This is a genomic window from Bradyrhizobium sp. Kon10, from assembly GCF_055807395.1.
The window spans coordinates 375,549-399,271 of the sequence record NZ_JBVVOZ010000001.1 but is presented as its reverse complement, the minus strand read 5'-3'; the positions used below and the strand labels follow the sequence as shown (position 1 = coordinate 399,271).

Annotated in this window: 31 protein-coding genes and 1 tRNA gene; 14 read left to right on the top strand and 18 right to left on the bottom strand. The window is 64.4% G+C overall.

Features of this window, described 5'->3' with window-relative positions:
- Positions 1-3: 3 nt before the first annotated feature.
- Genes AC0L2O_RS01975 through ygfZ form a run of 3 tightly spaced genes read right to left on the bottom strand, consistent with a single transcriptional unit; the run spans position 4 to position 2,119 of the window.
- Entirely contained in the window at positions 4-618 is a 615-nt protein-coding gene (locus AC0L2O_RS01975; protein WP_409189911.1) for a YfbR-like 5'-deoxynucleotidase, read from the bottom strand.
- The gene (locus AC0L2O_RS01970) at positions 615-1,241 is read right to left on the bottom strand and encodes a DNA-3-methyladenine glycosylase I (RefSeq protein ID WP_369725817.1); all 627 of its coding nucleotides are present in this window, start codon (positions 1,239-1,241) and stop codon (positions 615-617) included. The genes AC0L2O_RS01975 and AC0L2O_RS01970 overlap by 4 nt, the downstream gene beginning before the upstream one ends.
- On the bottom strand, positions 1,238-2,119 hold the full coding sequence (gene ygfZ, locus AC0L2O_RS01965) for a CAF17-like 4Fe-4S cluster assembly/insertion protein YgfZ (RefSeq protein ID WP_473368495.1): 882 nt from the start codon (positions 2,117-2,119) through the stop codon (positions 1,238-1,240). The genes AC0L2O_RS01970 and ygfZ overlap by 4 nt, the downstream gene beginning before the upstream one ends.
- A gap of 101 nt (positions 2,120-2,220) precedes the next feature.
- Here ygfZ and AC0L2O_RS01960 point away from each other — a divergent pair, with 101 nt between their 5' ends.
- From AC0L2O_RS01960 to AC0L2O_RS01940, 5 genes are all read left to right on the top strand, one after another.
- A complete protein-coding gene (locus tag AC0L2O_RS01960; protein WP_473368494.1) occupies positions 2,221-3,555 on the top strand; it encodes a dihydroorotase in 1,335 nt (444 codons plus the stop codon).
- 167 nt (positions 3,556-3,722) lie between these two features.
- Positions 3,723-4,592 carry a sulfurtransferase gene (locus AC0L2O_RS01955; RefSeq protein ID WP_473368493.1) on the top strand — a complete coding sequence of 290 codons (870 nt, stop codon included), beginning with the start codon at positions 3,723-3,725 and terminating at the stop codon, positions 4,590-4,592.
- A 63-nt stretch (positions 4,593-4,655) separates the two neighbouring features.
- Positions 4,656-5,357 (top strand): RNA polymerase sigma factor, encoded by a 702-nt coding sequence (locus AC0L2O_RS01950; protein WP_473368492.1) that lies wholly within the window; start codon positions 4,656-4,658, stop codon positions 5,355-5,357.
- Between the two features lie 87 nt (positions 5,358-5,444).
- Positions 5,445-5,966, top strand: a complete 522-nt coding sequence (locus tag AC0L2O_RS01945) for a DUF4142 domain-containing protein (protein WP_473368491.1) — start codon at positions 5,445-5,447, stop codon at positions 5,964-5,966.
- Positions 5,967-5,978: 12 nt separating this feature from the next.
- Positions 5,979-6,296 carry a cupredoxin domain-containing protein gene (locus AC0L2O_RS01940; RefSeq protein ID WP_473368490.1) on the top strand — a complete coding sequence of 106 codons (318 nt, stop codon included), beginning with the start codon at positions 5,979-5,981 and terminating at the stop codon, positions 6,294-6,296.
- Positions 6,297-6,314: 18 nt separating this feature from the next.
- Here AC0L2O_RS01940 and AC0L2O_RS01935 read toward each other — a convergent pair whose 3' ends face one another.
- From AC0L2O_RS01935 to AC0L2O_RS01920, 4 genes are all read right to left on the bottom strand, one after another.
- Positions 6,315-6,581: a hypothetical protein gene (locus AC0L2O_RS01935; protein ID WP_369725810.1), complete on the bottom strand. Its 267-nt coding sequence runs from the start codon at positions 6,579-6,581 to the stop codon at positions 6,315-6,317.
- A 142-nt stretch (positions 6,582-6,723) separates the two neighbouring features.
- Positions 6,724-7,101: a TIGR02301 family protein gene (locus AC0L2O_RS01930; protein WP_409189907.1), complete on the bottom strand. Its 378-nt coding sequence runs from the start codon at positions 7,099-7,101 to the stop codon at positions 6,724-6,726.
- 54 nt (positions 7,102-7,155) lie between these two features.
- On the bottom strand, positions 7,156-7,590 hold the full coding sequence (locus AC0L2O_RS01925; protein WP_473368489.1) for an NUDIX hydrolase: 435 nt from the start codon (positions 7,588-7,590) through the stop codon (positions 7,156-7,158).
- Positions 7,591-7,610: 20 nt separating this feature from the next.
- Positions 7,611-8,111 carry a hypothetical protein gene (locus tag AC0L2O_RS01920; protein WP_473368488.1) on the bottom strand — a complete coding sequence of 167 codons (501 nt, stop codon included), beginning with the start codon at positions 8,109-8,111 and terminating at the stop codon, positions 7,611-7,613.
- 63 nt (positions 8,112-8,174) lie between these two features.
- Here AC0L2O_RS01920 and AC0L2O_RS01915 point away from each other — a divergent pair, with 63 nt between their 5' ends.
- The gene (locus tag AC0L2O_RS01915) at positions 8,175-8,933 is read left to right on the top strand and encodes an SOS response-associated peptidase (protein ID WP_473368487.1); all 759 of its coding nucleotides are present in this window, start codon (positions 8,175-8,177) and stop codon (positions 8,931-8,933) included.
- Between the two features lie 106 nt (positions 8,934-9,039).
- On the opposite strand, the gene AC0L2O_RS01910 is transcribed toward AC0L2O_RS01915, so the two are convergent.
- From AC0L2O_RS01910 to AC0L2O_RS01885, 6 genes are all read right to left on the bottom strand, one after another.
- Positions 9,040-10,233, bottom strand: coding sequence for a CaiB/BaiF CoA transferase family protein (locus tag AC0L2O_RS01910; protein WP_473368486.1), 1,194 nt, complete (start codon positions 10,231-10,233; stop codon positions 9,040-9,042).
- A 36-nt stretch (positions 10,234-10,269) separates the two neighbouring features.
- A complete protein-coding gene (locus tag AC0L2O_RS01905) occupies positions 10,270-11,199 on the bottom strand; it encodes a glycine/sarcosine/betaine reductase selenoprotein B family protein (RefSeq protein WP_409189905.1) in 930 nt (309 codons plus the stop codon).
- A gap of 159 nt (positions 11,200-11,358) precedes the next feature.
- A complete protein-coding gene (locus AC0L2O_RS01900; protein WP_369725804.1) occupies positions 11,359-11,940 on the bottom strand; it encodes an NUDIX hydrolase in 582 nt (193 codons plus the stop codon).
- Positions 11,941-11,949: 9 nt separating this feature from the next.
- Positions 11,950-12,396: a GNAT family acetyltransferase gene (locus AC0L2O_RS01895; RefSeq protein WP_369725803.1), complete on the bottom strand. Its 447-nt coding sequence runs from the start codon at positions 12,394-12,396 to the stop codon at positions 11,950-11,952.
- Positions 12,397-12,404: 8 nt separating this feature from the next.
- Positions 12,405-13,832 (bottom strand): FAD-binding oxidoreductase, encoded by a 1,428-nt coding sequence (locus AC0L2O_RS01890; RefSeq protein ID WP_473368485.1) that lies wholly within the window; start codon positions 13,830-13,832, stop codon positions 12,405-12,407.
- Between the two features lie 16 nt (positions 13,833-13,848).
- Positions 13,849-14,838 carry an L-threonylcarbamoyladenylate synthase gene (locus AC0L2O_RS01885; RefSeq protein ID WP_369725801.1) on the bottom strand — a complete coding sequence of 330 codons (990 nt, stop codon included), beginning with the start codon at positions 14,836-14,838 and terminating at the stop codon, positions 13,849-13,851.
- A 68-nt stretch (positions 14,839-14,906) separates the two neighbouring features.
- Between AC0L2O_RS01885 and AC0L2O_RS01880 the strand changes: the two genes are divergently transcribed.
- A tRNA-Pro gene (locus AC0L2O_RS01880) sits at positions 14,907-14,983 on the top strand.
- A 231-nt stretch (positions 14,984-15,214) separates the two neighbouring features.
- Here AC0L2O_RS01880 and AC0L2O_RS01875 read toward each other — a convergent pair.
- From AC0L2O_RS01875 to AC0L2O_RS01860, 4 genes are all read right to left on the bottom strand, one after another.
- Entirely contained in the window at positions 15,215-15,364 is a 150-nt protein-coding gene (locus AC0L2O_RS01875) for a hypothetical protein (protein ID WP_473368484.1), read from the bottom strand.
- Between the two features lie 88 nt (positions 15,365-15,452).
- Positions 15,453-15,677: a hypothetical protein gene (locus AC0L2O_RS01870; RefSeq protein WP_473368483.1), complete on the bottom strand. Its 225-nt coding sequence runs from the start codon at positions 15,675-15,677 to the stop codon at positions 15,453-15,455.
- A 178-nt stretch (positions 15,678-15,855) separates the two neighbouring features.
- Entirely contained in the window at positions 15,856-16,116 is a 261-nt protein-coding gene (locus AC0L2O_RS01865) for a hypothetical protein (protein WP_369725798.1), read from the bottom strand.
- A gap of 115 nt (positions 16,117-16,231) precedes the next feature.
- Positions 16,232-16,558: a hypothetical protein gene (locus AC0L2O_RS01860; protein WP_473368482.1), complete on the bottom strand. Its 327-nt coding sequence runs from the start codon at positions 16,556-16,558 to the stop codon at positions 16,232-16,234.
- Positions 16,559-16,834: 276 nt separating this feature from the next.
- On the opposite strand from AC0L2O_RS01860, the gene AC0L2O_RS01855 reads away from it, so the two are divergent.
- The 6 genes from AC0L2O_RS01855 (at position 16,835) to AC0L2O_RS01830 (ending at position 21,366) form a co-directional block, all read left to right on the top strand.
- Positions 16,835-17,269: a hypothetical protein gene (locus AC0L2O_RS01855; protein WP_369725795.1), complete on the top strand. Its 435-nt coding sequence runs from the start codon at positions 16,835-16,837 to the stop codon at positions 17,267-17,269.
- Between the two features lie 191 nt (positions 17,270-17,460).
- Positions 17,461-18,420, top strand: a complete 960-nt coding sequence (locus AC0L2O_RS01850) for an N-carbamoyl-D-amino-acid hydrolase (protein ID WP_473368481.1) — start codon at positions 17,461-17,463, stop codon at positions 18,418-18,420.
- 230 nt (positions 18,421-18,650) lie between these two features.
- Positions 18,651-19,205, top strand: a complete 555-nt coding sequence (locus AC0L2O_RS01845; protein ID WP_473368480.1) for a TetR/AcrR family transcriptional regulator — start codon at positions 18,651-18,653, stop codon at positions 19,203-19,205.
- Between the two features lie 66 nt (positions 19,206-19,271).
- Positions 19,272-20,465, top strand: coding sequence for an MFS transporter (locus AC0L2O_RS01840; RefSeq protein WP_473368479.1), 1,194 nt, complete (start codon positions 19,272-19,274; stop codon positions 20,463-20,465).
- 135 nt (positions 20,466-20,600) lie between these two features.
- Positions 20,601-21,020, top strand: a complete 420-nt coding sequence (locus AC0L2O_RS01835) for a DUF4118 domain-containing protein (protein ID WP_473368478.1) — start codon at positions 20,601-20,603, stop codon at positions 21,018-21,020.
- A 136-nt stretch (positions 21,021-21,156) separates the two neighbouring features.
- Positions 21,157-21,366 (top strand): hypothetical protein, encoded by a 210-nt coding sequence (locus tag AC0L2O_RS01830; RefSeq protein WP_369725790.1) that lies wholly within the window; start codon positions 21,157-21,159, stop codon positions 21,364-21,366.
- Between the two features lie 217 nt (positions 21,367-21,583).
- Here the strand turns inward: AC0L2O_RS01830 and AC0L2O_RS01825 are convergent, their stop codons facing one another.
- Positions 21,584-22,561, bottom strand: a complete 978-nt coding sequence (locus tag AC0L2O_RS01825; RefSeq protein ID WP_473368666.1) for a LysR family transcriptional regulator — start codon at positions 22,559-22,561, stop codon at positions 21,584-21,586.
- A 117-nt stretch (positions 22,562-22,678) separates the two neighbouring features.
- On the opposite strand from AC0L2O_RS01825, the gene AC0L2O_RS01820 reads away from it, so the two are divergent.
- Positions 22,679-23,716 (top strand): class 1 fructose-bisphosphatase, encoded by a 1,038-nt coding sequence (locus AC0L2O_RS01820; protein ID WP_473368477.1) that lies wholly within the window; start codon positions 22,679-22,681, stop codon positions 23,714-23,716.
- Positions 23,717-23,723 lie beyond the last annotated feature (7 nt).

The window sequence follows — 23,723 nt, the reverse complement described above, 5'->3', positions numbered from 1 at the left end:
GACCTAAGCAAACACCGCGTTGAACCGCTCCAGAAACTGCTTCTCGGCCCGCGCCGCGGTCCAGGGCGTGAGATAGTCGCGCCGAACGCTGTCGGAGAGGCCGGGATCGCGGCCGAACAGGCGTTTGGCCTCGGCATCGCTGAAGCCGGCGAGCTCGGTCGCTTCGAGATAAGCCGCGCCGCGGTCGGCGGCCTTGATCTGTTGCGTGATCTCGTCGGCCAATTCCGGCGGCAGCCCGAAACGGATGTGGATCGCACCGAGCAGGCGCTTCTCGACCGCCTTGTAGTGGCCGTCGAGCACGGCCTTGAACGGCGAGATCATGTCGCCGATCACATATTCGGGCGCATCGTGCAGCAGCGCGGCGAGCCGCACGCGCTGATCGACCCGCGGCGCCTCGTGCCGCATCACGGTTTCCACCAGCAGCGTATGCTGTGCGACCGAGAAGATGTGGGCGCCGGTGGTCTGCCCGTTCCAGCGTGCCACCCGCGCCAGCCCATGCGCGATGTCGGCAATCTCGATGTCGAGCGGCGATGGATCGAGCAAATCGAGCCGCCGGCCTGACAGCATGCGCTGCCAGGCACGAGACGCCACGTCGCGTTCCGCCTTCTTCGCGCTCATTTGACCTTGAGGCGCGGTTTGCGCTGCGTCTTGCCGCAGCTCGCGTGGCAATGGCAGTCGACGAGATGGTCGTTGACCATGCCGGTTGCCTCCATGAAGGCGTAAACGATGGTCGGGCCGACGAACTTGAAGCCGCGGGAGGACAGCTCCTTTGAGATCTGCACCGAAAGGGACGTCGAGGCCGGCACGCTCGCGGTGGTCTTGAAATGGTTGACCTTGGGCCTTCCGTCCATGAAGTCCCACAGCAGCTTGGAGAAACCCGGGCCTTTCTCCATGATCTCCAGATAAGATCTTGCGCTCAGGATCGCGCCATCGATCTTGGCACGGTTGCGAACGATGCCCGCATCATTCATCAGAGCATGGACCTTCTGGGGCGTGTAGCGCGCGATTTTCTCCGGCTGGAAATCGTCGAAGGCTTTGCGGAAATTGTCGCGTTTGCGCAGGATCGTGATCCAGGACAAGCCGGCCTGGAACCCGTCGAGCATCAGCTTTTCATAGAGCGCGCGGTCGTCATATTCCGGTACGCCCCATTCGGTATCGTGATAGGCGACGTAGAGCGGATCTTCGCCCGGCCACGGGCAGCGGGTCAGGCCGTCGGCATGGAGGCGCGGAGCACGGCTCATGCGATGGGCTGCTTCGTTGGAATGCGCACGACCTCAGGTTCGGCGAGGTGCAACTCAATGCCGCCGGCGCTGAGCGGCTGGTTTGCATCGAGTGCATCGGCGACGCGGTCGATGCGCACCAGCGCGATGCCCTTGCCGTCGGCCGTCGAGCCGATGGTGCCGACCGGCTTGTCGCCGGCGAGAATGGTGGCGCCGGTCTCCGGGGAAGGCCCGTCGAGCAGCACTTTGACGCTGCGGGTGCGCGCCGTGCCGCGATGCTGCATGCGCGAGACGACCTCCTGGCCGACATAGCAGCCTTTGTCGAAATCGACGCCGGCCAAGCGGTCCATGTTGGTCTCGTGCGGGAACGCGTCGCTGTACAGGAAATCCAGTCCACCGCGCGGCACGCCGAGCGCGATGCGGTGGGCCTCATAGGCTGCAGCATCGAGCAGTTCGGCGCCGATGAGATCGGACAGCTTCTGCTTGAGATCTTCGGGGATCAGGATGCGATAGCCGAGCTCGCCATTGCGCGGATCGGCGAAGGCGAGGTCGGGCTGAGCGTCAGGCTGGCCGTCCCAACCCGCGAGCACGCCAAGATCGTCGGAGAGGTTTTCCACCATGACCTTGGCGCGCAGCTTGTAGAATTTCAGCTTGGTGACGAGGCCGTCGGCCAGCGCCTTCGGACAGTCGATCAGGAACCCGCCGCCATGGCCGGCCGGCGCTTCCGTAATCAGGAAATCGACGATGATCTTGCCCTGCGGCGTCAGCAGCGCACCGAATCGCCCCAGGCCCGGCTTGAGCCTCTCGAGATCGGTGGTGATGAGGCCGTTGAGGAAGTTGCGCGCATCCTCGCCCGCGACCTTGACCACGCCCCGGTCGGGAAGAAACGCTGATTTCATGCGAAAATCTCTTGCGACATGTTGCTCCGGAACGTAAGCCCGCGAGGCATAAACGACAAGACCTCGAGCCCTGCGCTTGGGGACGAGAGAGGCCTTTAGCCATGACCCAGCGTTTCGACGTCATCCTCAAGGGCGGCACCGTGGTCAACCAGGACGGCGAGGGCGTCCGCGACATTGGCATCGTGAGTGGCCGCATTGCCGAGATCGGCGCGCTGTCGCAAGCCTCCGCCGCGGAGCTGGTCGACTGCAAGGGCCTGCACGTCCTGCCCGGGGTCATGGACACGCAGGTGCATTTCCGCGAGCCCGGGCTGACGCACAAGGAGGACCTCGAAACCGGCTCGCGCAGCGCCGTGATGGGCGGTGTCACGGCCGTATTCGAGATGCCGAACACATCTCCATTGACGGTGAACGAGGCCGAGTTCACCGACAAGGTGAAGCGCGCCCATCACCGCATGCATTGCGATTTCGCCTTCTTCATCGGCGGCACCCGCGAGAACGTGCAGGATCTGCCGGTGCTCGAACGCGCGCCGGGCTGCGCCGGCGTGAAGGTGTTCATCGGTTCCTCGACCGGCGCGCTGCTGGTGGAGGACGACGAAAGCCTGCGACGAATCTTGCAGGTGATCCGCCGCCGCGCGGCGTTCCATGCCGAGGACGAATACCGCCTCAACGACCGCAAATCGCTGCGCATCGAGGGCGATGCGCGCTCGCATCCGGTGTGGCGCGACGAGACCGCGGCGCTGATGGCGACGGAGCGGCTGGTCAAGCTCGCGCATGAGACGGGCAAGCGCATCCACGTGCTGCACATCTCGACTACGGAAGAGATCGAGTTTCTGCGCGACCACAAGGATGTTGCGTCCTGCGAGGCGACACCGCATCACCTCACGCTGGCCGCGCCGGAATGCTACGAGCGGCTCGGCACGCTCGCGCAGATGAACCCGCCGGTGCGCGGCGCCGATCACCGCGCCGGCATCTGGCGCGGCATCGAACAGGGTATCATCGACGTACTCGGCTCTGATCATGCGCCGCATACGCTGGAAGAGAAGCAGAAAACCTATCCGGCCTCGCCCTCCGGCATGACCGGCGTGCAGACGCTGGTGCCGATCATGCTCGATCACGTCAATGCAGGCCGCTTGTCGCTGGCGCGTTTCGTCGATCTCACCAGCGCCGGCCCCGCGCGCCTCTACAACATGGCCTGCAAGGGCCGCATCGCGGCCGGCTACGACGCCGACTTCACCGTTATCGACCTCAAGCGCAGCGAGACCATCACCAACAAATGGGTCGCCTCGAAAGCCGGATGGACCCCCTATGATGGCGTCCGCGTCACCGGCTGGCCCGTCGGCACCTTCATCCGCGGCCGCCGCGTGATGTGGCAGGGCGAACTGGTGACGCCGTCGCAAGGCGAGCCGGTGCGGTTTCTGGAGACACTGAAACAGTAGCCGCGAGGGCGTTGGAACACAGGAGGCGCTTTGTATCCGCAACCTCGTCATTGCGAGTGCAGCGAAGCAATCCATGCTGCCGCCGCGGAGGGATTCTGGATTGCTTCGCTGCGCTCGCAATGACGTAGGGAGAGAGCTACAATTCAGTTCGCCAGGGAGAGTAGTCAATGAACCAACCGACACCCCTCATCACGACCGAGCAACTCGCCGCCCAGCTCGGCGATCCCAGCCTTCGCCTCTACGACTGCACGACGTATCTGGAGCCAGCGCCTCCCGGCAGCGACATGCCCTATCGTGCAGTGCCCGGCGACAAGACGTTCGAGGCCGGCCACATCCCGGGCGCCGATTTCCTCGATCTGCAAGATGAGTTTTCCGACGCCTCCGCGCAGCACTTCTTCATGATGCCTGCCGTGGCGCAGTTGGAGGCCGCCTTCGGCCGCCACGGCCTCGATGGATCCAAAACCATCGTGCTCTATAGCATCGGCACGATGATGTGGTCGACGCGGTTCTGGTGGATGCTGCGTTCGCTTGGCGTCGACGCGTGCGTGCTCGACGGCGGTCTCGACAAATGGAAGGAAGAGGGACGGCCGGTTGCGACGGGCGCACCCAAGGGGTATCCGGTCAGGACGTTCAAGGCTGCGCCGCGCGCTGGGTTTTTCGTCGACAAGAACACCGTCGCGGCGCGGATCGGCGATCCCTCAACCGTTATCGTCAACGCGCTCGGGCCGCAGTTCCATCGCGGCCTCGAGCCGAGCCGCTACGGCCTGCCCGGCCGCATCCCCGGCAGCGTCAACGTTGCGGCCGCAACGCTCACGAATGCCGACAAGACGCTGACGACGCTTGCGGATGCCGAAGCAAAGTTCACCGCCCAGGGCATCACGCGTGACAAGAATGTGATCCTGTATTGCGGCGGCGGCATTTCGGCGACGATCGACCTGCTCATGCTGACGCAGCTCGGCTACGACAAGCTCACGCTGTACGACGCGTCGATGGGTGAGTGGGCGAGGGATTCGGCACTGCCGATCGAGACGGATTAGAGCTTTTTTCGGGAACCTTCTTGCCAGCCCTGCATCCAACGTTAGGAGAGCTGGAGACACGCCGTGACCGCTATTCATCGCACCGCAACATTTCCGGCCCTGGGTGCTGGCGCGCCTGAGACGGAGCTGATCCGCCGCGCGCTGGCCCGTGACGAGGCGGCTCTGCGCGCGATCATGCAGGCCAACAACCGCAGGCTCTATCGCCTTGCCCGCGGCATCCTGCGCAGCGATAGCGAGGCTGAGGATGTGGTGCAGGAGACCTATGTCCGTGCGTTCACGCATCTCGAGCGCTTCCGCGGCGAGGCCGGTCTGTCGACATGGCTGTCGCGCATAGCGATGAACGAGGCGCTCACTCGGGTGAGGGCCCGGAAGCCGCACGTCGAACTGGACGTGTTGCCGGAGGCCGTACTCGAAGCGCAGATCATCCTCTTCCCGCTCTCGTCCGCTGCAAGCGACCCGGAAAGATCTATGGCCCAACGTGAAATCCAGCGCGTCGTCGAGCGCGCGATCGATGAGTTGCCCGATGTCTTCCGCATGGTCTTCATCGCGCGGGTGATGGAGGGGATGAGCATGGAGGAGACCGCCGAACTGCTCGGCGTCAAGGTCGAGACCGTCAAGACGCGGTTGCATCGTGCGCGCACCATGCTGCGCGAGAACGTCGAGAGGAAGATCGGGCCGGTCGTGATGGATGCCTTTCCGTTCGCCGGCCAGCGCTGCGAGCGCCTCACCGAAGCCGTGCTGAAACGTCTCGGCGTCGGCGCGTAATTTTCCGGGAACGTTCGCGCGGAATTGTCATCCAACTCCTGTGCAAGCAATGCCGGCACAGCCACGGCGCCACAGGAGTATCAAACCATGTTCGTTCGATGGAGCGCAGCGATTGCTGCAGTCGCCCTTTTGTCCAGCCCTGCGCTCGCGCAAGGCGCCAAGCCGAGCGATCCGCAGATCGCGCATATCGCCTACACCGCAGGGGTGATCGACATCAATGCCGCCAAGCAGGCGGTGAAGAAAGCCAAGAACAAGGACGTCAAGGCATTCGCCGAGGACATGCTGCGCGATCACGAGGCGGTCAACAAGCAGGCGCTCGCGCTGGTCAAGAAGCTCAATGTCACGCCCGAGGACAATGACACCAGCCGCGCGCTGTCGAATCAGGCGAGCGACAAGCTCGCCGAGCTCGACAAGCTGGACGGCGCAGCGTTCGACAAGGCCTATGTCGCGAATGAGGTCGCCTACCACAAGACGGTCAACGGCGCGCTGGAGACCCAGCTCATTCCCTCGGCCAGCAATCCAGAGCTGAAGAGCCTGCTGCAGACCGGCTTGAAGATCTTCCAGGGGCATGAGCAGCACGCCGAGCATGTCGCGGCCGAGCTGAAATAGGGAGAAGAGATGATGCCGGGACGTTTGTCTTCGATCGTGACAGCGGTCGTGTTAGCAACGATGATCGTCCCGGCGCACGCCGCGACAATTCAGATCACGATGGAGAATCTGGAGATATCGCCGGCCGAAGTCTTGGTGAAGGTCGGCGATACGATCGAGTGGATCAACAAGGACGTCTTCGCCCACACCGCAACCGCGAGGAACGGCGATTTCGACGTGAACCTGCCGGCGAAGAAATCAGCAACGACGGTCGTCAAGAAGGTGGGGACGGTCGAATACTACTGTCGTTTTCATCCCAATATGAAAGCGACGCTCAAGGTCGAGCCGTAACGGACAGGGAACCGAGGGCTATTGCCGGGAGATGTCGACCGAGAACTCGCCGTTGCGGATGCGGCCGGGAAATCCCTCGACGAACTTCGCCACCGCGTCTTCGCCATAGGTGCCGACGAGCTCGGCCAGCGCCGCGAACAGGCTGGCCTGCGCCAGGCAATCGCCGTCGACGCCGTCATGGCGCGCCTCGGCCCAGGCTTCGTTGAGATAGCTCAGCGCGGCCTGTTTCTGCTCGTGATCGGGCAGCGGCGCGCGTGCGGGGGCGTAGGACACTGAATGGCTCATGAAACTCGTCAGGGCTGGGGCGCGATCCACGGCGATGCGCTGTTCGAGAGGTGTAGCACGCGCGTTAACGCCCGCTAGGCCACATCTTTAAGAACGGTTAACGGCTGTGTACAAAGACGATGACAGGGTTCCTTCCCGCGTCTCAGTTCGCGTAACGCGCCGTGAGATCCCGAGAAATCCTCGAGCCTTCTTCGATGTAGCGGCGGATTGCGACGGTCGCGGCCGGCGTGCAGCTCCGGTAGGTCTGCTGAAAGCCGTTATAGCCGCGGTTGAAGCCGGCGATCATGCGGGTGCGGCGCTCGCCGGCGGGCGTTTCGGCATCGATCAATGCCTGCATCTCGCTGCGCCATTTGTTGCCTTCGTTGGAGCCGCAGATGCCGCGCAGATAATGCAGGCCGCCCAGGATCTCGGCCAACCGTTGCAAATCGGCGTCGAACGGCGCCGCCACGTCCTGGGCCCGGGCGGGCGCGGAGGCGCAGGCGAGAATCAGGGCAAAAATGGCCAGAAATCGCGTGGACATCGGCCGCTGTATGCCTCCTCGGGACGATGGACGCAAGGCGGGCGGGAACGGCCGTCAGGGTGCGATCAGGCGGTGGGCGGACTGGATGACCTCCTCGAGGCCCCCCGTCAGCTGGAGGTCGCCCAGGCTGGCCAGTGCGTCCGGTGCGACCCAGCGGACATCGTCGAGCTCGTCGTTCAGGACCGGCTCCCTGGCTATCCAGCGAGCGGCAAAGGACATGATCAGGTAATGGCCGGCGCTGGGTGCGGCCGGCAGCACCTCACGCCAGCCGGCAAGGCCGATGATCTCGATGCCGAGCCCCGTCTCCTCGTCGACCTCGCGCGCCAGTGCCTGCTGCAGCGATTCGCCGAACTCGACCCGGCCGCCGGGGAGCGAATAAAACCCCTTTGCGGGCGAGCGGGCACGGCGGACCAGCAGCACCTTGCCGTCACGAAAAATCGCGGCCGAGACGGCGAGCTGGGGGTGGCTGGGCTGGACGACCGGGGCCATTCTCGTCACCTCCCCAGAGCTCAATTCGCCATGATGGTGTCGATGTCGGCCTCCGCGCCGCCATTGATGATGCCGCCGCAGGCCGCGATCAGCGGCTTGACCCAGAGGGTAGCTTGCTCTGCGAGCCGGACGCGGGTCGTGTCCTTCTCGACATCGCGCATGGCCGAGCCGACCGCGGTCAGGATCGACGTCATGGTATCGGTGAGATGGTCGAACTGGGCGCGCACGGACGGCTCGGCCTTCTCATAGGCTTCGATGGCGAGATCGCGCGCCTTGAAATTCGAGGCGGTGAAGTGCTCCGCGTAGGACAGTGGCGACCAGGTCAAGAAATCTTCGGCACATTCCGGCATGTCCGGGACCATTTCGAGCAACATCACGGCTTCATTGAAATGGTTGAGATAGTCAGTGGCAAGCCCGGTCCGCGGATTGATGTTGGCCACGCGCAGCCGCTCGGCCCAGGCCGCGACCTCGGGCCCCGTCTGTCCATGCGTCCGGGCGGCTTGGGAGACCGTTGAGCTCATCCGCCGCAGTGTTAACGTTGGGGGTTAAAAGGACCTGAACGGACCCTATATGGACGGCCAAGGATGTGTGGACGCTTCGTCATAACTTCGGCCCCCGCGGCTTTACGGCAACTGTTTGGCTATATCGAGCAGCCGAATTTCCCGCCCCGGTACAATGTGGCCCCGACACAACCGATTCCAGTCGTGCTGATCGAGAACGGCGCTCGCCATTTCCGCCTGATGCGCTGGGGCTTGCTGCCGACCTGGGTCAAGGATCCCCGCGGCTTTACCTTGCTGATCAACGCCCGCTCCGAGACGGTGCTGGACAAGCCCGCGTTCAAGAACGCCATTCGCCGGCGCCGCGGCGTGATCCCGGCCGACGGCTATTACGAGTGGAACGCCGTCGACGGCCGCAAGCAGCCCTTCTTCATCCATCGCGCCGACGGCGCGCCGCTCGGCTTCGCTGCGATTTTCGAGACTTGGGCCGGGCCGAACGGCGAGGAGGTCGACACGGTCGCAATCGTCACGGCGGCGGCGAGCGAGGATCTCGCCGCGCTGCATGACCGCGTGCCCGTGACCATCAGCCCGCGCGATCTCGAACGTTGGCTCGACACCCGCGGCGACGAGATCGATGCGGTCCTGCCGCTGATGACCGCGCCGCGCATCGGCGAATTCGCCTGGCACCCCGTGTCCACCCGCGTCAACCGTGTCGCGAATGACGACGAGCAGCTATTGCTGCCGATCAGCGCGGAGGAGATGGAGGTCGAGGCGTTGAAGCCGAAGAAGGTGATGCGCAAGGCGGCAGCCGGTTCGGCGGATGACGGGCAGGGGTCGCTGTTTTAGTCGTGGCCACAGAGCACCGTGTCGTCCGGGACAAGCGAGCTCCAACGCGAAGCCTTGTCAGAGCGAGAGCAGATCCGGGACGACGTTGGAGTTTGTCGCGCCGCCCTCACACGATCTCCCTTGCCCTCAGCTCCGCAATGTCCGCCGCATCAAACCCCAGCTCGGCCAGCACCGCGTCCGTATCCGCACCCAACTCCGGCGCCATCCGGTCCAGCCTGCCGCCGCCATGCGCGAGCTTGAATCCGCTGCCGGCAAAGCGCAGGCGACCGTAGGGGGTGTCCAGCTCCTGGATCGCACCGCGCGCCTTGATCTGCGGATGCTCGATGACCTCCTCGATCTTCCAGATGCTGGCGCAGGGCGCGCCGGAATCTTCCAAAATCGTCTCCCATTCGCGCGCTGGCCTTGCCGCGAGCGCTTCCTCGATGATGGCGCGCAGAGCCGGCTCGTTCTCGTTGCGCGAGAACCAGTCGGCAAAGCGCGGATCGGACAGCGTGTCCTCGCGGCCGAGCGCGGACATCAGCGCGCGATACTGCTTCTCGTTGTTGACGGCGAGCAGGATGTAACCGTCGCCGGCCTTGAAGAGATTGGCGGTGGTCTTGCGGCTCACCGCCTGATTGCCGGACAGCTGCTGGCGGTGGCCGGCGACCGACCAATCGGCGATTTGCCCCGATAGAAACGCCATCGTGGCTTCCAGCATCGAGACGTCAATGAGCTGGCCCTTGCCGGTGCGGTCGCGCTGGTACAGCGCGCTCGATACGCCGAACGCGGCGGTGGCGCCCGACAGCACGTCGCACACCGCAAAGCCCGCGCGCGTCGGCCCGGTCTCGGGATGGCCTGTGATCGCCATGATGCCGGACAACGCCTGCATCTTGCCGTCATAGCCGGGCCGCAGGCGATCCGGGCCGGTCTGGCCGAAGCCGGACACCGCGCAGTAGATCAGCTTCGGGTTGACCGCGGACAGCGCCTCATAGCCGATGCCGAGCTTGTCCATCACGCCGGGGCGGAAGTTCTCCATGACGACGTCGACCTGCGCGGCCAGCCTCTTCACGACGGCGATCGCATCGGGCTTTTGCAGGTCGAGCGTCAGGCTGCGCTTGTTGCCGTTGATGGCCTGGAAGGCAGGGGCGAGCCCGCGTTCGGCCCATTCGCGCGACAGCGGCGTGCGGCGCATATCCTCGCCCTCGCGCCGTTCGACCTTGATGACGTCGGCACCGAGCAATGCAAGCTGGTAACTCGCATAGGGGCCGGCCAGCACTTGCGTGAAATCCAGGATCTTCACGCCCTCGAACGGTCGCGTCACGTCTCTCTCCCCGATGTTGTTTGTTGCTGGAGGACGTCAGGCGGCGCGATTGCCGCGCGCGATCTCCTTCTGCTTGTCGAATTCGGCGCGCCGCCGCGCCAGCTCTTCCGGGCTCATCTGCGCGACATTGTTGTAGTCGAGCTTCCAGGAGGCGTCCTCGCTCCAGCGCAGCGGCGATTGCATGGTGGTCTGCGGGCCGCTCGCGGCCTCCAGCAGTTTTAGCGCCAGCTCCAATGTCTGCGCCTGCGAGGCGAGATCGTGCGGCTTGCCGGCGGAATTGCCGAGCGGGAAGTCCGAGAACAGGAACCGCGGCACGGCGGCATGCTCGATGATGTCCTTGGCGCAGCCCATCACTACGGTCGGAATTCCATGGGCCTCGAGATGCCGCGCCACCAGCGCCGTGGTTTGGTGGCACACCGGGCAGTTCGGCACCAGCACGGCGGCGTCGACCTTGTCAGCAAGGCAGCGCGCCAGGATTTCCGGCGCGTCGATATCGAGCGTGACGCGGTGGCTTCGATTGGTCGGCGCGCCGAAGAAGCGCGGGGCCACTTCGCCGATGCGCCCGGCGGCGGAGGCTTTCAGGAGCTGCGGCAGCGGAAACCAGGTGCCGTTGTCCGTGGCCGTGGTGTGCTTGCGATCGTAGCCGATGTGCGAGATACGAAGGTCGTGCTGTTTCGCGGTGTCGCCGTCATAGACCTGGTAGAATTTGGCGCCGCCATTATACGCCGCGCCGGGTCCCTGGTCGCCCTTGGCCGGATCGTATGGCGCAGCCGTGGTGATGAGGGTGATCCTGGATTGCGAAAGCTTCTTCGTCAGCGGCTGGAACGGCGCCTCGGTGTAATGCGCCCAGCGATACGGCGTGGTGTAGCCGATCGCCGCATAATAGTCGCGCGTGCGCTGCATGTAGGGGACGGGGGCGTCGTAGTCGGGCGCAAAGCCGAATTCATCGTCGCGCGGAGCGGACATGGGCGCGTCTCCTGGTTTGTCGAGTCCAGATTAGAGATAGTCGGTGGCTAGCTCAACAGCGGGCGTTGCGGCGCAGGTCAGAATTGCAGGCATATTAGAGCGGATTGCGTTGGTTTTTCCCTTCTCCCACGGGGGGAGAAGGGAAGAAGGCAGCTGCGCCTACCGAAACAGATGCAGCGCTGCGTATTGCAGCAGCATGATCGCCTTGGCGTCGATAATGCGTCCGTCGGCGATCATGGCGAGCGCTTCGTCGATGCCGAGCTCGATCACCTCGATGTCCTCGCCCTCATGCTCCAGGCCGCCGCCGTCGCTGACCCGCATCTCCGGCTCGTATTCGGCGACGAAGAAATGCAGCTTCTCGGTGATGGCGCCGGGGCTCATGAACGCCTCGAACACCTTGTGGACGTGGTGCAGGCGATAGCCGGTTTCCTCCTCGGCTTCGGCGCGGATGCGCACCTCGGGAGAAGCATCGTCCAGCACGCCGGCGGCGGCTTCGATCAGCAGATCGTCGTAGCCGCGGATAAACACCGGCAGCCGGAACTGGCGCACCAGGATCACCGTGCGCCCGACGCGGTTGTAAGGCAGCACGGCTGCGGCGTTGTCGCGCTCATAGGTTTCGCGGTGCTGCGTCTGCCATTCGCCATTGGCGCGCCGGTAGTCGAACGTCGTCTCTTTCAGTGGTGTCCAGTTGTCCGAGAGCACGCGGACGTCCTTGATGCGGACGCGGTCGGAAATGGTCATGGCTCGATCTCAGTTGTTGGGAGTGGTATCGCGGCCGTCGAGCCACTTCTGGAACATCACCGAGGTGGATTCCTCGAATCCGAGCGAGACGTAGAACGCATTGGCCTGCTCGTTGCCGCGCCGGACCAGGAGCTGCAGCTTGGCAATCCCGGCCTGGCGCAGCCAGTCTTCCACCGCCGCCATGAGCACGCGGCCGTAGCCGCGCTTGCGGCAGTCGGGATCGACCGCGACGTAGTACACCCAGCCGCGATGGCCGTCATGGCCGACCATGGCGGTCGCGACGATGGCGCCGGCCTCGCGTCCGACCATGATGGTGGAATTGTCGCGTCGCCGCGCCAGTGCGATGTCGGCATGCGGATCGTTCCAGGGCCGCGTCAGGCCGCAGCGCTGCCACAGCGCGACGACAGGCTCGACGTCGACATCGGTGATCTCCTCGATCGTCAGGGCAGAGGACATAGACACGTTCACAGCACTTTCCCCGGGTTCATGATTCCAAGCGGATCGAGCATCGCCTTGATCGACCGCATCAGCTCGATCGCGGTCTTGTCCTTGACGTCAGGCAGCTCGTCGCGCTTGAGCACGCCGATGCCGTGCTCGGCCGAGATCGAGCCGCCCATGCGCAGCACGATCGCGAACACGACGGCATTCATCTCGTGCCAGCGCGCCAGGTAATCCGCGGTGTTGGCGCCAATGGGCTGGCTGACATTGTAGTGCAGATTGCCGTCGCCGAGATGGCCGAACGGCACCGGCCGTGCGCCGGGGATCAGCTTGACCACGGCGGCATTGGCCTCCGCGATGAAGGCGGGTACGGCAGCGACCGGCACGGAGATGTCGTGCTTGATCGAGCCGCCCTCCGGCTTCTGCGCCGACGACATCTCGTCGCGCAGCTTCCAGAATGCGGCGCGCTGGCTGAGATTGGCCGCTATCACGGCGTCGTCGACGATCTCGTCTTCCATCGCGCGGGACAGGATGGTCTCCAGCGGCGCGCGGGCATCATCGCCGGCTGAGGACAATTCCATCAGCACGTACCAGGGATGCTTCGCCTGAAGCGGATCGCGCACGTCGATGCCGTGGCGGATCGAGAAATCGACCGCCATCTCCGACAGCAGCTCGAAGCTGGTCAGCGCATTGGCGGCCTCGCTTTGCGCGATCGTGAGCAGGCTCAAGGCCGCCTCCGGCGACTTCAGCCCGGCGAAGGCGGTCTCGATCGCCCGCGGCTTCGGAAACAGTTTCAGCGTCGCCGCCGTGATGATGCCGAGCGTGCCTTCCGCGCCGATGAAGAGGTTGTGCAAATTGTAGCCGGTGTTGTCCTTCTTCAGTTTCGACAGCGCGTTGAGCACGCGCCCGTCGGCCAGCACGACCTCTAACCCCAGCGCCATCTCGCGCGCGACGCCGTAGGCGAGCGCGGCGGTGCCGCCGGCATTGGTCGAGAGATTGCCGCCGATCGTGCAGCTGCCTTCGGCGCCGAGCGACAGCGGAAACAGCCGGTCGACGTCTGCCGCCTTCTGCTGCGCGACTTGCAGCACCACGCCGGCCTCGCAGGTCATGGTATTCGAGGCGACGTCGATTTCGCGGATCTTGTCGAGGCGGCGCAGCGACACCAGGACCTCGCCATTGTGCGGCGTCTGGCCGCCGACGAGGCCGGTATTGCCGCCCTGGGGCACCAGCGCGATTGCATGCTCCGAGGCGAGCTTGCAGATCGCGGCGACTTCCGCCGTCGAGCCTGGACGCAGCACCAGCGGCGAGCGGCCGTGGAACAAATTGCGCTCCTCGGTGACATAGGCCTCGATGTCGGCCGCATCGGTGATCGCATGCTTCTCGCCGACGATCTTGCGGAATTGTTCGATCAGCCCGGGCTCAACCGGAGGGGTGGCAGTCTTGTTGATGTTCATGTCCTCGTCTCTTGATTCACCGCGCAACCGCAGCCCGCCGCAGCCGGTCGTTGATTGCCTCGCCCAAAGCTTCCTCGGGGATCGGCATCACCGCGATCGCCCGCGGGCTCTTCGCATCGAGCGCCCGAAGATAGCCGAACAGATTGGCGGCGGCTTCATCGAGATCAGCCGTGGGCGACAAATTCATGACACTCGAAGCAGCGTCCAGGCCGGTTGGAAGCGCGGGGCCGAACGCCAGCAGCGCTTCGCCCGGGGCGATGTCGCGCACATTGAGCCGCACGGTCGCGCGCGGCGCGTAATGCGACGCAAGCATGCCCGGCGCCAGCGGCTGGCTGTTGTCGCTCTCCGCTTCCGCAGGCGGTCGCGCCAAGGCAGCGCCGAGCACGGCCTCGATCCGCTCGCGTGAAAGTCCGCCGGGACGCAGCAGCATTGGCGCGTCGAAGCAGCCGACGATGGTTGATTCGACGCCGACCTCGACCGGTCCGCCATCGACGATCAGGTCGATCCGCCCCGAAAGGTCGCTTTCGACATGGGCAGCGAGCGTCGGCGAGACGTGGCCGGAGATATTTGCGGACGGCGCCACCACCGCCCCGCCAAAGGCGCGCAGGATCGCCTGCGCCATCGGGTGCGCCGGGATGCGGATCGCGACCGTATCGAGGCCCGCGGTGGCGAGCTCGGCCACCGGGCAGCCCTCCGTCTTCGGCACCACCAGCGTCAGCGGCCCCGGCCAGAACGCCTCCGCAAGCCGCAAAGCGCGCGCGTCGAACCGGCCGATCGCCTGCGCGGCCGCGAGGTCGGCGACGTGCGCGATCAGCGGATTGAACGCCGGCCGGCCCTTGGCGGCATAGAGATGGGCGATCGCCGTCGCATTGGCGGCGTCCGCTCCGAGTCCATAGACCGTCTCGGTCGGGAACGCGACCAGCCCGCCGGCCGCCAGCCTCCGGGCGGCCATCTCGGCGGCGGCCGGGCCAGCCGGCAGAATCAGCGTTTCAAGCCTCGTTTTCACTGGGACGAAATTCCTCAAATCGGCCGCTTGCGGTGCGCCAAACCCAACGCTATAAGCCGGCCTCTTGTCGGAGTGTGGCTCAGCCCGGTAGAGCACTGCGTTCGGGACGCAGGGGTCGCAGGTTCGAATCCTGCCACTCCGACCATTATCTCAAAAGTTGACGTTTTCCAGAGGCTTGGCGGACTAGCCGCCAGCGCCTCGGGAGCGCCTTTTTGCAACGATTTTCGAGACGGGTCCACGGCCGATTTGGCCGGGCAGGGCAGCCTGTCGTGGCGGCATGGCTATTCGCAGAGCGATGGCGCAGGCCGCAGCTCGAAGGAGACGACAACCCGCTTCGCTTTGATCCGGCCGTGCACGCCGTAGCTTGAATCGAAGCTCAGGGTCGTATCCTCGCTATTGGTGCGGACGAAATATCTCGGCGAAGCTCCAGCTCCTGCAGTGTCGCATCATGGAATGTAGGCCCATCTTTGAACCAGGAGCACAACGCTTCCCCGCCTTCCAGATCGGCGATCGTCGCTTTGGTCATCAGTCGACTCTCCTGCAACAACTGCGGTGTCTCGACGGACAACTAAATGCGTTGTTTGGGTCGTTACAACTCCGATCACCAACCCCACCTACTTCCGCAGCAATTCGCTCAGCGCCTCCGTTGCCTCGGCGCAGCGGATATCGTCGATCTCTCGCGACAGGCTGAGCGCGCTCGATCTCAGTTCTTCGACCTTGGAGCTCTCGGGATGATGGCTTTCGAGCTGGCTGAGGCGCTTGTTGAGATCGTCCAGTCTGGATTGGAGCTGCCCGATGCTGGCCGCCCCATTCACTTTCCAAACGCGTTGTGCACGCATCGTCGTTCCCCTGGTAGTCTCACGGCGTTGTGAGCGGGGTTCGTGGCTGGAATGGGAGTTTCTTTTGTCCAGCTTCAGACCGTGGGGAACCGTTGCATATTGGCAACGCAAATCTGCCCCGCCGCCCTATGCCTGGCAGCGGAGCACGTCGCGTTGCCAGCCCGTCAGTACCATTGCATCAGGCGGCACGTGACCATTCGAGCGATTGTTTCTCAAGGCGGTTTTCCAGGATCGTGATGCTCATCCGGATATTGTCGCGCCGGGCCCTCAGGTTCAGCGCGAGCATCGGGTAGGCAAGGTTCTTCGGGTCGGAGATTCCCGCCTTCCGCTCTTCCTCCAAAATGTCGGCGTCGAGCATTTGCGTCCGCCAGCGCAGATCGGAAATCAGCGCGTGGAGCTGTGTCGGGATAGTCGCCTCAAAACGGGACGTCGCCTGCATGTCATCGCCTCACTGTGAGACAGACCCACTGCGGGTCTGAGCAATTGACGGCAACTCAGCAAGGAGGATGCCAGCGCGTCGGCTGATGCAGCAAGCCGCCGTTCGGCCGGGTCCGTCACCGCCGCGCCACCACCACACCCGCAAGGAACGCAACCATGAGCGCCGGCAGCGGTGCCTCGCGGACCATGCCGCGGACGATCTCGGGCCAGCGTCGATCGGTCTCGCGCGCCCGGGACCTGATTTCACCCGCCGATTCGATGCCCCAGTCCGATGCGAGCTCGGCGATCTCGCCCGAGGCCAATCTCTCGCCGTCGCGAATCCGGAAGACAGCGGTGCTTGATCGGTCGCGTGGCTCCAGCGCCATCCACGTCGCAATCGCCGTGCGCAGCGTCATCTCGCCATAACCTTGCAGTCTGACCAATTCCTCGGGGTCAGATGTCATGCGAACCTCTCCTCAGACCGCAAAATGATGCGCGGCGCCAAAGGCGGCGATCGCGCAGAGAACCAGCGCCGAGATTGCGCCGGTGACGCCACGCGCCAGACGCGCTCGTGTCAGATGTCTCGCCATGTTCGTCTCCTCCGCTCTTCGCCTCCTGGAACAATTGAGCCCGAGGCATCTGGTTCCTCGCCAGCCAAATTGCCTCCATGCGGAGCCGGAACGATTGCCACTCCTTCCCGTTGCCGCAGGGGCCTCGATGACGAGGCGATCGAGGCACCCATGCCGCTCATCCGCTACTTCGTCTTTGTCGGCGGCGCTTTGCTCGCGCTCCTGTTCGTTGCAGACCGCTACATGGACAGTCCGGTGAGTGCGGCCGCCGGGATGGGCCCGGACGTCTCGATAGCGCGCATTCATTCCGCGCAGACATGGCCGGAGAAGATCGTCTTCGACACCAGCGTGCGGCAAATTTCACTGTCCAGGACGGTCTCGGATGTGCCGCCGTCCGCGCCGGTCGCGACGGTGGCACCGGCCACGCAGGACAGTACGCGCCAGGCTTTTGCGATGGTGACGCAACCTGCCCCGGAGCTGAAGCAGGCCGTGCCGGCCGTTCCCAACAAGCGCGTCGCGGAGCGGCACCGTCGGCGCCAACCGTCGCGCTTGGCGGCGCGCGGCCCGCCGATGTTCTTCAACGAGCCCTTCTCGGCGGGATGGTAAGTCGCACTCCGTGGCAATCCGAACGGCCGCCGCGTGGGCCCGCTATATCACAGTTTGTCGTCATGGCTTGCTGCGCGGCGCAAGGCCTGCCGCGTAGCTGGGCATCCGTGCCGGCCAGCGAGGCTATGCCCACGGCGCCACGCGCGATAGGCTTGGCTCGGATACGATGCGGGGAAGCGAAGGGCAGACGCGTGGCGAGATTTGTCAATGTTGCAGCCGGCCAGCTGGGTCCGATTGCGAGAGCCGAGACGAGAACTGAGGTCGTGGCGCGGCTGATGGCGTTGATGCGCCAAGCCAAGGCCAATGGCTGCGATCTGATCGTCTATCCTGAGCTCGCACTCACCACGTTCTTTCCGCGCTGGTACTTCGAGGACCAGGCCGAGATCGACGGCTTTTTCGAGCGCGAGATGCCTGGCGCGGAGACGCAAGCCCTGTTCGACCTCGGGCGCGAGATCGGCATCGGCTTCTATCTCGGTTATGCCGAGCTGACGGTCGAGGCCGGAGTTACCCGCCGCTTCAATACCTCCATCCTGGTCGACAAGAGCGGCACCATCCTCTCCAAATACCGCAAGGTCCATCTGCCCGGCCATGCCGAGCACGAGCCCTGGCGCACGTTTCAGCATCTGGAAAAGCGTTATTTCGAGCCCGGCACCGGCTTCGGTGTGATCGACGTCTTCGGCGGCGTGATGGGGATGGCGATCTGCAATGATCGCCGCTGGAGCGAGACCTATCGGGTGATGGGACTCCAGGGCGTCGAAATGGTGCTGATCGGCTACAACACCCCGGTGCACAACCCCCCGGCGCCCGAGCATGACGACCTCTCGCTGTTCCATAACTATCTGGTCATGCAGGCCGGCGCCTATCAGAACGGCACCTTCGTGGTCGGAGTCGCCAAGGCCGGCGTCGAGGAGGGCGTGGACCACATCGGCGGCAGCTGCATCATCGCGCCCTCGGGTGAAATCATGGCTGCCTGCACGACGAAAGGCGACGAGATCGCACTGGCGCGCTGCGATCTCGATCTCTGCAATTCCTACAAGCGCACCACCTTCAATTTCGACGTCCATCGCCAGCCGCGCGCCTACGGACTGATCGTGGAGCGCAAGGGCGTGAGCATCATGGCGGACGGAACGCCGGTGCGGTCGAAGCGGTGATCTCGACCTTGTAGCCCGGATGGAGCACAGCGCAATCCGGGACGTCTGTTGGCGAGGTTCGCGGCGGCCCCGAAGCAGCCCAGAGTCTTTCCGCGGAGGAATTCTGGAGCCCCATCACAACCACGTGTCTTTATTCGGGAACGATCATTCCCTATTGTCCCGCAATGCAAAAAGCTACTCGAAAGTCCAAGCCTGTTGCCCATTCACCCGGTCGGCCCCGCGAGTTCGACATGGACACTGCCCTGGACGGGGCGGTCAGGGTGTTTTGCGAGCGCGGTTATCATGCCACGTCGATCGGCGATCTGACCGCCGCGATGCGGCTTGCCACCGGCAGCGTCTATAAGGCCTTTCGGGACAAGCATGCCGTATTCCTGGCCGCGTTCGAGCGCTACATCGCGGTGCGCGGTGAGCAGACTCGTAGCGCGGCTGCGCGCGGGGCAAACGGCCGTGAGCAGCTGCGCAACGTGCTGCTGTCCTATCTCGATCACTCCCAGGGCAGCGAGGGCCGCCGCGGCTGCATCGTGGTCGGCAGCGCGGTCGAGCTGTCGGCGGTCGATCCGGTGATCCGCACGCGCGTCACTGCGCAACTGAGGAGCAACGAGACCTTCATCGCCGGCCTCATTCGCGAAGGGCAGGCCGATGGTTCGATTCCTGGCCATATCGACGCCGATGACACCGCGCGCCTGATGATCTGCCTGACGCAGGGCCTGCGCGTGGCCGGCAAGGCGCGCCTGCCGCTCGATGGCGAGCGGCTGGTCGGCGTCGCGATGAAGCTGCTCGCCTGAATTTTTGTCAAATTAGGAAATGATCATTTCCTATCTGTGGAGACTTGAAGTGCCGGAGAATCTGGAATGACGATGAATGCCACCATCGATGCCGCGCCCGAGCCGGATGCGGTGTCGCAGCGACTGACCTTCGTGCTTGCCGCGGCCTGTGGCATGGTCGCCGCCAACATCTATTATGCCCAGCCACTGATCGCGCCCATCAGCGCCGCGCTCGGCCTCTCGCATGCCGCGGCCGGGTTGATCGTTACCATGACCCAGATCGGCTACGGCACGGGCCTGCTTTTCATCGTGCCGCTTGGCGATCTCGTCGAGAACCGCGCGCTGATCTGCACCGTCATCACGCTCGGCGCGGCAGCCCTGCTTGCGGCCGCCTTTGCGACCCATGCGCTGCCGTTCCTGATTGCCGCGCTGTTCATCGGACTTGGTTCGGTGGCGGTGCAGATTATCATTCCCTATGCGGCGCATCTTGCGCCGGAAGCCATTCGCGGCCGCGTTGTCGGCAACGTTTCGACCGGCTTGATGCTCGGCATCATGCTGGCGCGCCCGGTGTCGAGCTTCGTCACCGCGGTCCTGTCCTGGCATGCCATCTTCTTCGCCTCCGCCGCGCTCATGATCGTGCTCGCAGCAGTGCTCTGGATGACACTGCCGAAGCGCAAGCCGGTCGCGCGCATGCATTATGGTGCGCTGTTGATGTCGATGCCGCATCTGGCGCTCGCTACGCCGCTGCTGCGGCGCCGCGCGCTCTACCAGGCGGGGCTGTTTGGCGCCTTCACTCTGTTCTGGACGGTAGTACCACTCCAGTTCGCGACTGAATTCGGCTTCAGCCAACAGGGCATCGCGCTGTATGCGCTCGCCGGCGTCGCTGGTGTGTTCTCCGCTCCGATCGCGGGACGGCTCGCTGATAGCGGCCATAGCCGCATCGCCACGATCGTTGCGATGATGCTGGTGGCCGCGGGCTTCCTGGTGACGCATATCGGCGCGGCAGGATCGGAGCTCAATCTCGCTTGTCTCGTGATCGCCGCGATCGCCATCGATTTCGGCGTGCAGGGCAACGTCGTGCTCGGATTCCGCGCCATTTTCCTGCTCGGGCACGAGCATCGCAGCCGTCTCAACGGCCTGTACATGACGACGTTCTTCGCCGCCGGTGCGGCGGGCTCTGCGCTCGGCACCTGGGCGTTCGTGCAGGGCGGCTGGACCCTCGCCTCCAGCATCGGCCTGGCGCTTCCCGTCGCCGCCTTGCTCTATGCCGCTACCGAATAATAGCGGTGTCGTCCGATGTTGCGTTGCGGCGGGTTTACCAAGCCCGCGGCCAAGCTATTTCCGTCTCGCGATTTCGGTGCGGCTGTAGTACTTTGGTCGCAATCGGGCTTGGTGAACAGGCGGCAGGGGAGGCCCATGAGGCGTGCGGGACTGTTTGGCGTACCGCGGGTACGGCCATGGTCGTGGCAGGCATTTCTGCTCGGCTTTGCAATCGTGGCGGCCTCGGCCGCAGTTCAGGGCGTCTGCGTCGCGCTAGGCGCAAAGCTTTATTTTGCGGCGTTCATTCCCAGTATCTTCCTGGTCGGAATTCTGGCCGGCGCGCCCGCGGCTGCATTCGCTTTGCTGCTCATCATTCCGCTGGTGTGGTGGGCATTCATGCCGCCGTTCTTCGAGTTCAGTGCGTTGACCAGCGCCCATACAGATTCCATCAACCTGTTCTTCCTGCTTGCCGTGCTCCTGATCGGCCTCGCCGATCTCTGCCGCGAGACGATTGCGATCATCCGCCGCGGCGGGCTGAAGCCTTCCGGCAAGAGCGCGGCAACGAATCCGCAATAGATGGCGGCACGACAGGCCTCGCGTTGCGCAGCCGCAACAGTCCGGCAACCATCGGCGCGCTTCCCGCGCGCCGCTAACGTTTCGAAAAAGATTTGACCGCAAATTCCCCCACGGGAAGGACGAGGGAGTTTTCGACATGAACGGCCAAATGAACGGTCACGCCATCTTTGAGAACGTGCGCCGCTACCGCGGTATCGCATCGCTCTATCGCCAGACCGCAGCATTTCGGCCGCGCCAGAGCTGGTCGCTGCTGGAGCAGGCGAACCAATGGGAGGCGCGAGCGCTGATGGAACTGGAAGCCTATTTCGCCAGCCGGGCGGATCATGCCGTCCAGCTTGCTGCCTGATCGTTAACCATCGGCGTTCCAGCTCGATTCGGTGCCACTACGGAATTGCCTCGGTGTCCACGTGTGCTAGCAACGCGCCGAACGAGATCTCTCACGTCAGCCGGGGGCCAACAATGATCACCTTTAATCGCATCTTCACAACCGAGCGCCTGCTCCAGATCATTGTCATTCTGGCCGCAACGGTCGCCATGAAGCTCATGGCCTGAACGCTAACAGTCTATCGTCCGACGAGTTCGGGCATATCGGGCAGATAATTCGCGCCCTCCGAGCCCAGAAAATCGAACATCGCCTGCGCCGGCGGCAGAAGCACCTTGTCGCTGCGGCGGATCACGTACCATTGCCGGACGATAGGCAAGCCGGCGACGTCGAGCACGACGAGCCGGCCTTCGGCGAGCTCATGCGCGACCGTGTGCGCCGAGATGAAGGCGATGCCGAGCCCGGCGATCACCGCCTGCTTGATGGTCTCGTTGCTGCTCATCTCCATGCCGATGATCGGCTCCAGGTCCGACTTCTGGAACATGCCCTCCATCAGCGTGCGGGTGCCTGACCCCGGCTCGCGCGTGAGGAAAGTCTCGTGCACAAGATCGGTCAGGCTGAGGCCGGAGTCCTTCTCGAGCCAGTGCCCCTTACGCGCAATGATGATGTGGGGATTGCGCCCGAGCTGACGGACGTCGACGCTGACATCGGCCGGTGGCCGACCCATTACCGCGAAATCGAGATCGTAACCGTGCATGGCGTCGCGGATCTCCTCGCGATTGCCGACGGTCAGCTTGATCTCGATCTTCGAAAAGCGCTTGGAGAACGCCGCGATCGCGTGCGGCACGAAATACTTGGCGGTCGAGACTGCGCCCAGATGCACGGTGCCTCCGGTGCGCCCTGCAAGGAGGTCGAGCGCACCCTGGCAGTCGGCGATTGCAGCCTCGACACGTTCGGCCAATGACAGCACCTCCTTGCCCGCTTCCGTCAGCAGCATGCCGTCGCCGGTCCGTTGCACCAGCGGCAGCCCGGCGAGATCCTGAAGCTGTCGCAGTTGCTGCGTCACCGCCGGCTGCGTCAGCCCGAGTTGGGTCGAAGCTGCGGTGACGCTGCCCTTGGCCGAGAGCGCCGCAAGCGAACGCAATTGCCGGATCGTCAAATGCCGGAGCTGGGTCGCCGCATGGCTAGGACTATTATAAGGAAATTTTTTGGCATCCATCATGAATAGAAATTTTCCTTATTAAGCCGGCACTGTCAATCTCCTCGTACTGGGACCGACCGCACCGAACCTCCGCCGAGGGAATTGGATGCGGCGCCCGCAAGGGGATGGACGCAGATGACCGGGCAACTCAGGCTGGACGACCACCTTCAACGGTATTCCGAGACGGCGGCGCATGCGCTGGCAGTAGCGGCCGCGGTCGATGCCATCGCCGCAGCCGCGATCGAGATCGCCGAGCTCATCGGCACCGGGAATCTCGCGGACGCCTCGGGCCTGACCACGAGCCGCAACAGCGACGGCGATCTCCAACGCAATCTCGACGTCCAGGCGGATGCAATCCTGCGCCGTTGCCTCGGCAAGCTGCCGATTGCGGCACTGGCGTCGGAAGAGATGCACGAGCCGCAGATCAGCGATCGCGCGGCAAAAATCTGCGTCGCTATCGATCCGCTCGACGGCTCTTCCAACATCGACATCAACATGACGGTCGGCACGATCTTCTCGATTCTGCCGGCGCCCGACGATCTCGCGCTCGCCTTCCATCAGCGCGGCTCGGCCCAACTTGCCGCGGGCTTTGTCACCTACGGTCCGCAGACTTCGCTGGTGCTGACGCTCGGCGACGGCGTCGACATCTTCACGCTCGACCGCAAGTCCGGTTGCTTCCGTCTGGCGCGCAGCAGCGTGCAGATTTCCGAGGTGTGCGACGAGTTCGCTATCAACGCCTCCAACCGCCGGCACTGGGATCCGCCGGTGCGCGCCTTCGTCGACGAATGCCTCGCCGGCGTCGATGGGCTCGCCAACCACAATTTCAACATGCGCTGGATCGGCTCGCTGGTCGCGGAGGCCTATCGCATCCTCACGCGCGGCGGCGTGTTCCTCTATCCGTCCGACGCGCGCCCTGGCTATGGCGACGGTCGTTTGCGGCTCACCTACGAGGCCCATCCAATGGCGATGATCATCGAGCAGGCCGGCGGCTCCGCCTCGACAGGGCGCGAGCGCATCCTCGACCTATCGGCGGAGAGCCTGCACCAGCGCGTGCCGCTGATCATGGGATCGAGCAACGAGGTGAGGCGCGTCGCGGAACTGCACTGCGATCCGCTGCTCGCCGCCAGCATCTCCGCGCCGCTGTTCGCGCGGCGCGGCTTCTTCCGGCTGTGATGGGAGG

Bases quoted from the DNA above. Each gene is read 5' to 3' on its own strand.
- AC0L2O_RS01975 (WP_409189911.1), bottom strand. From the start codon at position 618: ATGAGCGCGAAGAAGGCGGAACGCGACGTGGCGTCTCGTGCCTGGCAG.
- AC0L2O_RS01970 (WP_369725817.1), bottom strand. From the start codon at position 1,241: ATGAGCCGTGCTCCGCGCCTCCATGCCGACGGCCTGACCCGCTGCCCG.
- ygfZ (WP_473368495.1), bottom strand. From the start codon at position 2,119: ATGAAATCAGCGTTTCTTCCCGACCGGGGCGTGGTCAAGGTCGCGGGC.
- AC0L2O_RS01960 (WP_473368494.1), top strand. From the start codon at position 2,221: ATGACCCAGCGTTTCGACGTCATCCTCAAGGGCGGCACCGTGGTCAAC.
- AC0L2O_RS01955 (WP_473368493.1), top strand. From the start codon at position 3,723: ATGAACCAACCGACACCCCTCATCACGACCGAGCAACTCGCCGCCCAG.
- AC0L2O_RS01945 (WP_473368491.1), top strand. From the start codon at position 5,445: ATGTTCGTTCGATGGAGCGCAGCGATTGCTGCAGTCGCCCTTTTGTCC.
- AC0L2O_RS01940 (WP_473368490.1), top strand. From the start codon at position 5,979: ATGCCGGGACGTTTGTCTTCGATCGTGACAGCGGTCGTGTTAGCAACG.
- AC0L2O_RS01935 (WP_369725810.1), bottom strand. From the start codon at position 6,581: ATGAGCCATTCAGTGTCCTACGCCCCCGCACGCGCGCCGCTGCCCGAT.
- AC0L2O_RS01930 (WP_409189907.1), bottom strand. From the start codon at position 7,101: ATGTCCACGCGATTTCTGGCCATTTTTGCCCTGATTCTCGCCTGCGCC.
- AC0L2O_RS01925 (WP_473368489.1), bottom strand. From the start codon at position 7,590: ATGGCCCCGGTCGTCCAGCCCAGCCACCCCCAGCTCGCCGTCTCGGCC.
- AC0L2O_RS01920 (WP_473368488.1), bottom strand. From the start codon at position 8,111: ATGAGCTCAACGGTCTCCCAAGCCGCCCGGACGCATGGACAGACGGGG.
- AC0L2O_RS01915 (WP_473368487.1), top strand. From the start codon at position 8,175: ATGTGTGGACGCTTCGTCATAACTTCGGCCCCCGCGGCTTTACGGCAA.
- AC0L2O_RS01905 (WP_409189905.1), bottom strand. From the start codon at position 11,199: ATGTCCGCTCCGCGCGACGATGAATTCGGCTTTGCGCCCGACTACGAC.
- AC0L2O_RS01900 (WP_369725804.1), bottom strand. From the start codon at position 11,940: ATGACCATTTCCGACCGCGTCCGCATCAAGGACGTCCGCGTGCTCTCG.
- AC0L2O_RS01895 (WP_369725803.1), bottom strand. From the start codon at position 12,396: ATGTCCTCTGCCCTGACGATCGAGGAGATCACCGATGTCGACGTCGAG.
- AC0L2O_RS01890 (WP_473368485.1), bottom strand. From the start codon at position 13,832: ATGAACATCAACAAGACTGCCACCCCTCCGGTTGAGCCCGGGCTGATC.
- AC0L2O_RS01875 (WP_473368484.1), bottom strand. From the start codon at position 15,364: ATGACCAAAGCGACGATCGCCGATCTGGAAGGCGGGGAAGCGTTGTGC.
- AC0L2O_RS01870 (WP_473368483.1), bottom strand. From the start codon at position 15,677: ATGCGTGCACAACGCGTTTGGAAAGTGAATGGGGCGGCCAGCATCGGG.
- AC0L2O_RS01865 (WP_369725798.1), bottom strand. From the start codon at position 16,116: ATGCAGGCGACGTCCCGTTTTGAGGCGACTATCCCGACACAGCTCCAC.
- AC0L2O_RS01860 (WP_473368482.1), bottom strand. From the start codon at position 16,558: ATGACATCTGACCCCGAGGAATTGGTCAGACTGCAAGGTTATGGCGAG.
- AC0L2O_RS01855 (WP_369725795.1), top strand. From the start codon at position 16,835: ATGCCGCTCATCCGCTACTTCGTCTTTGTCGGCGGCGCTTTGCTCGCG.
- AC0L2O_RS01845 (WP_473368480.1), top strand. From the start codon at position 18,651: ATGGACACTGCCCTGGACGGGGCGGTCAGGGTGTTTTGCGAGCGCGGT.
- AC0L2O_RS01840 (WP_473368479.1), top strand. From the start codon at position 19,272: ATGACGATGAATGCCACCATCGATGCCGCGCCCGAGCCGGATGCGGTG.
- AC0L2O_RS01835 (WP_473368478.1), top strand. From the start codon at position 20,601: ATGAGGCGTGCGGGACTGTTTGGCGTACCGCGGGTACGGCCATGGTCG.
- AC0L2O_RS01830 (WP_369725790.1), top strand. From the start codon at position 21,157: ATGAACGGCCAAATGAACGGTCACGCCATCTTTGAGAACGTGCGCCGC.
- AC0L2O_RS01825 (WP_473368666.1), bottom strand. From the start codon at position 22,561: ATGGATGCCAAAAAATTTCCTTATAATAGTCCTAGCCATGCGGCGACC.
- AC0L2O_RS01820 (WP_473368477.1), top strand. From the start codon at position 22,679: ATGACCGGGCAACTCAGGCTGGACGACCACCTTCAACGGTATTCCGAG.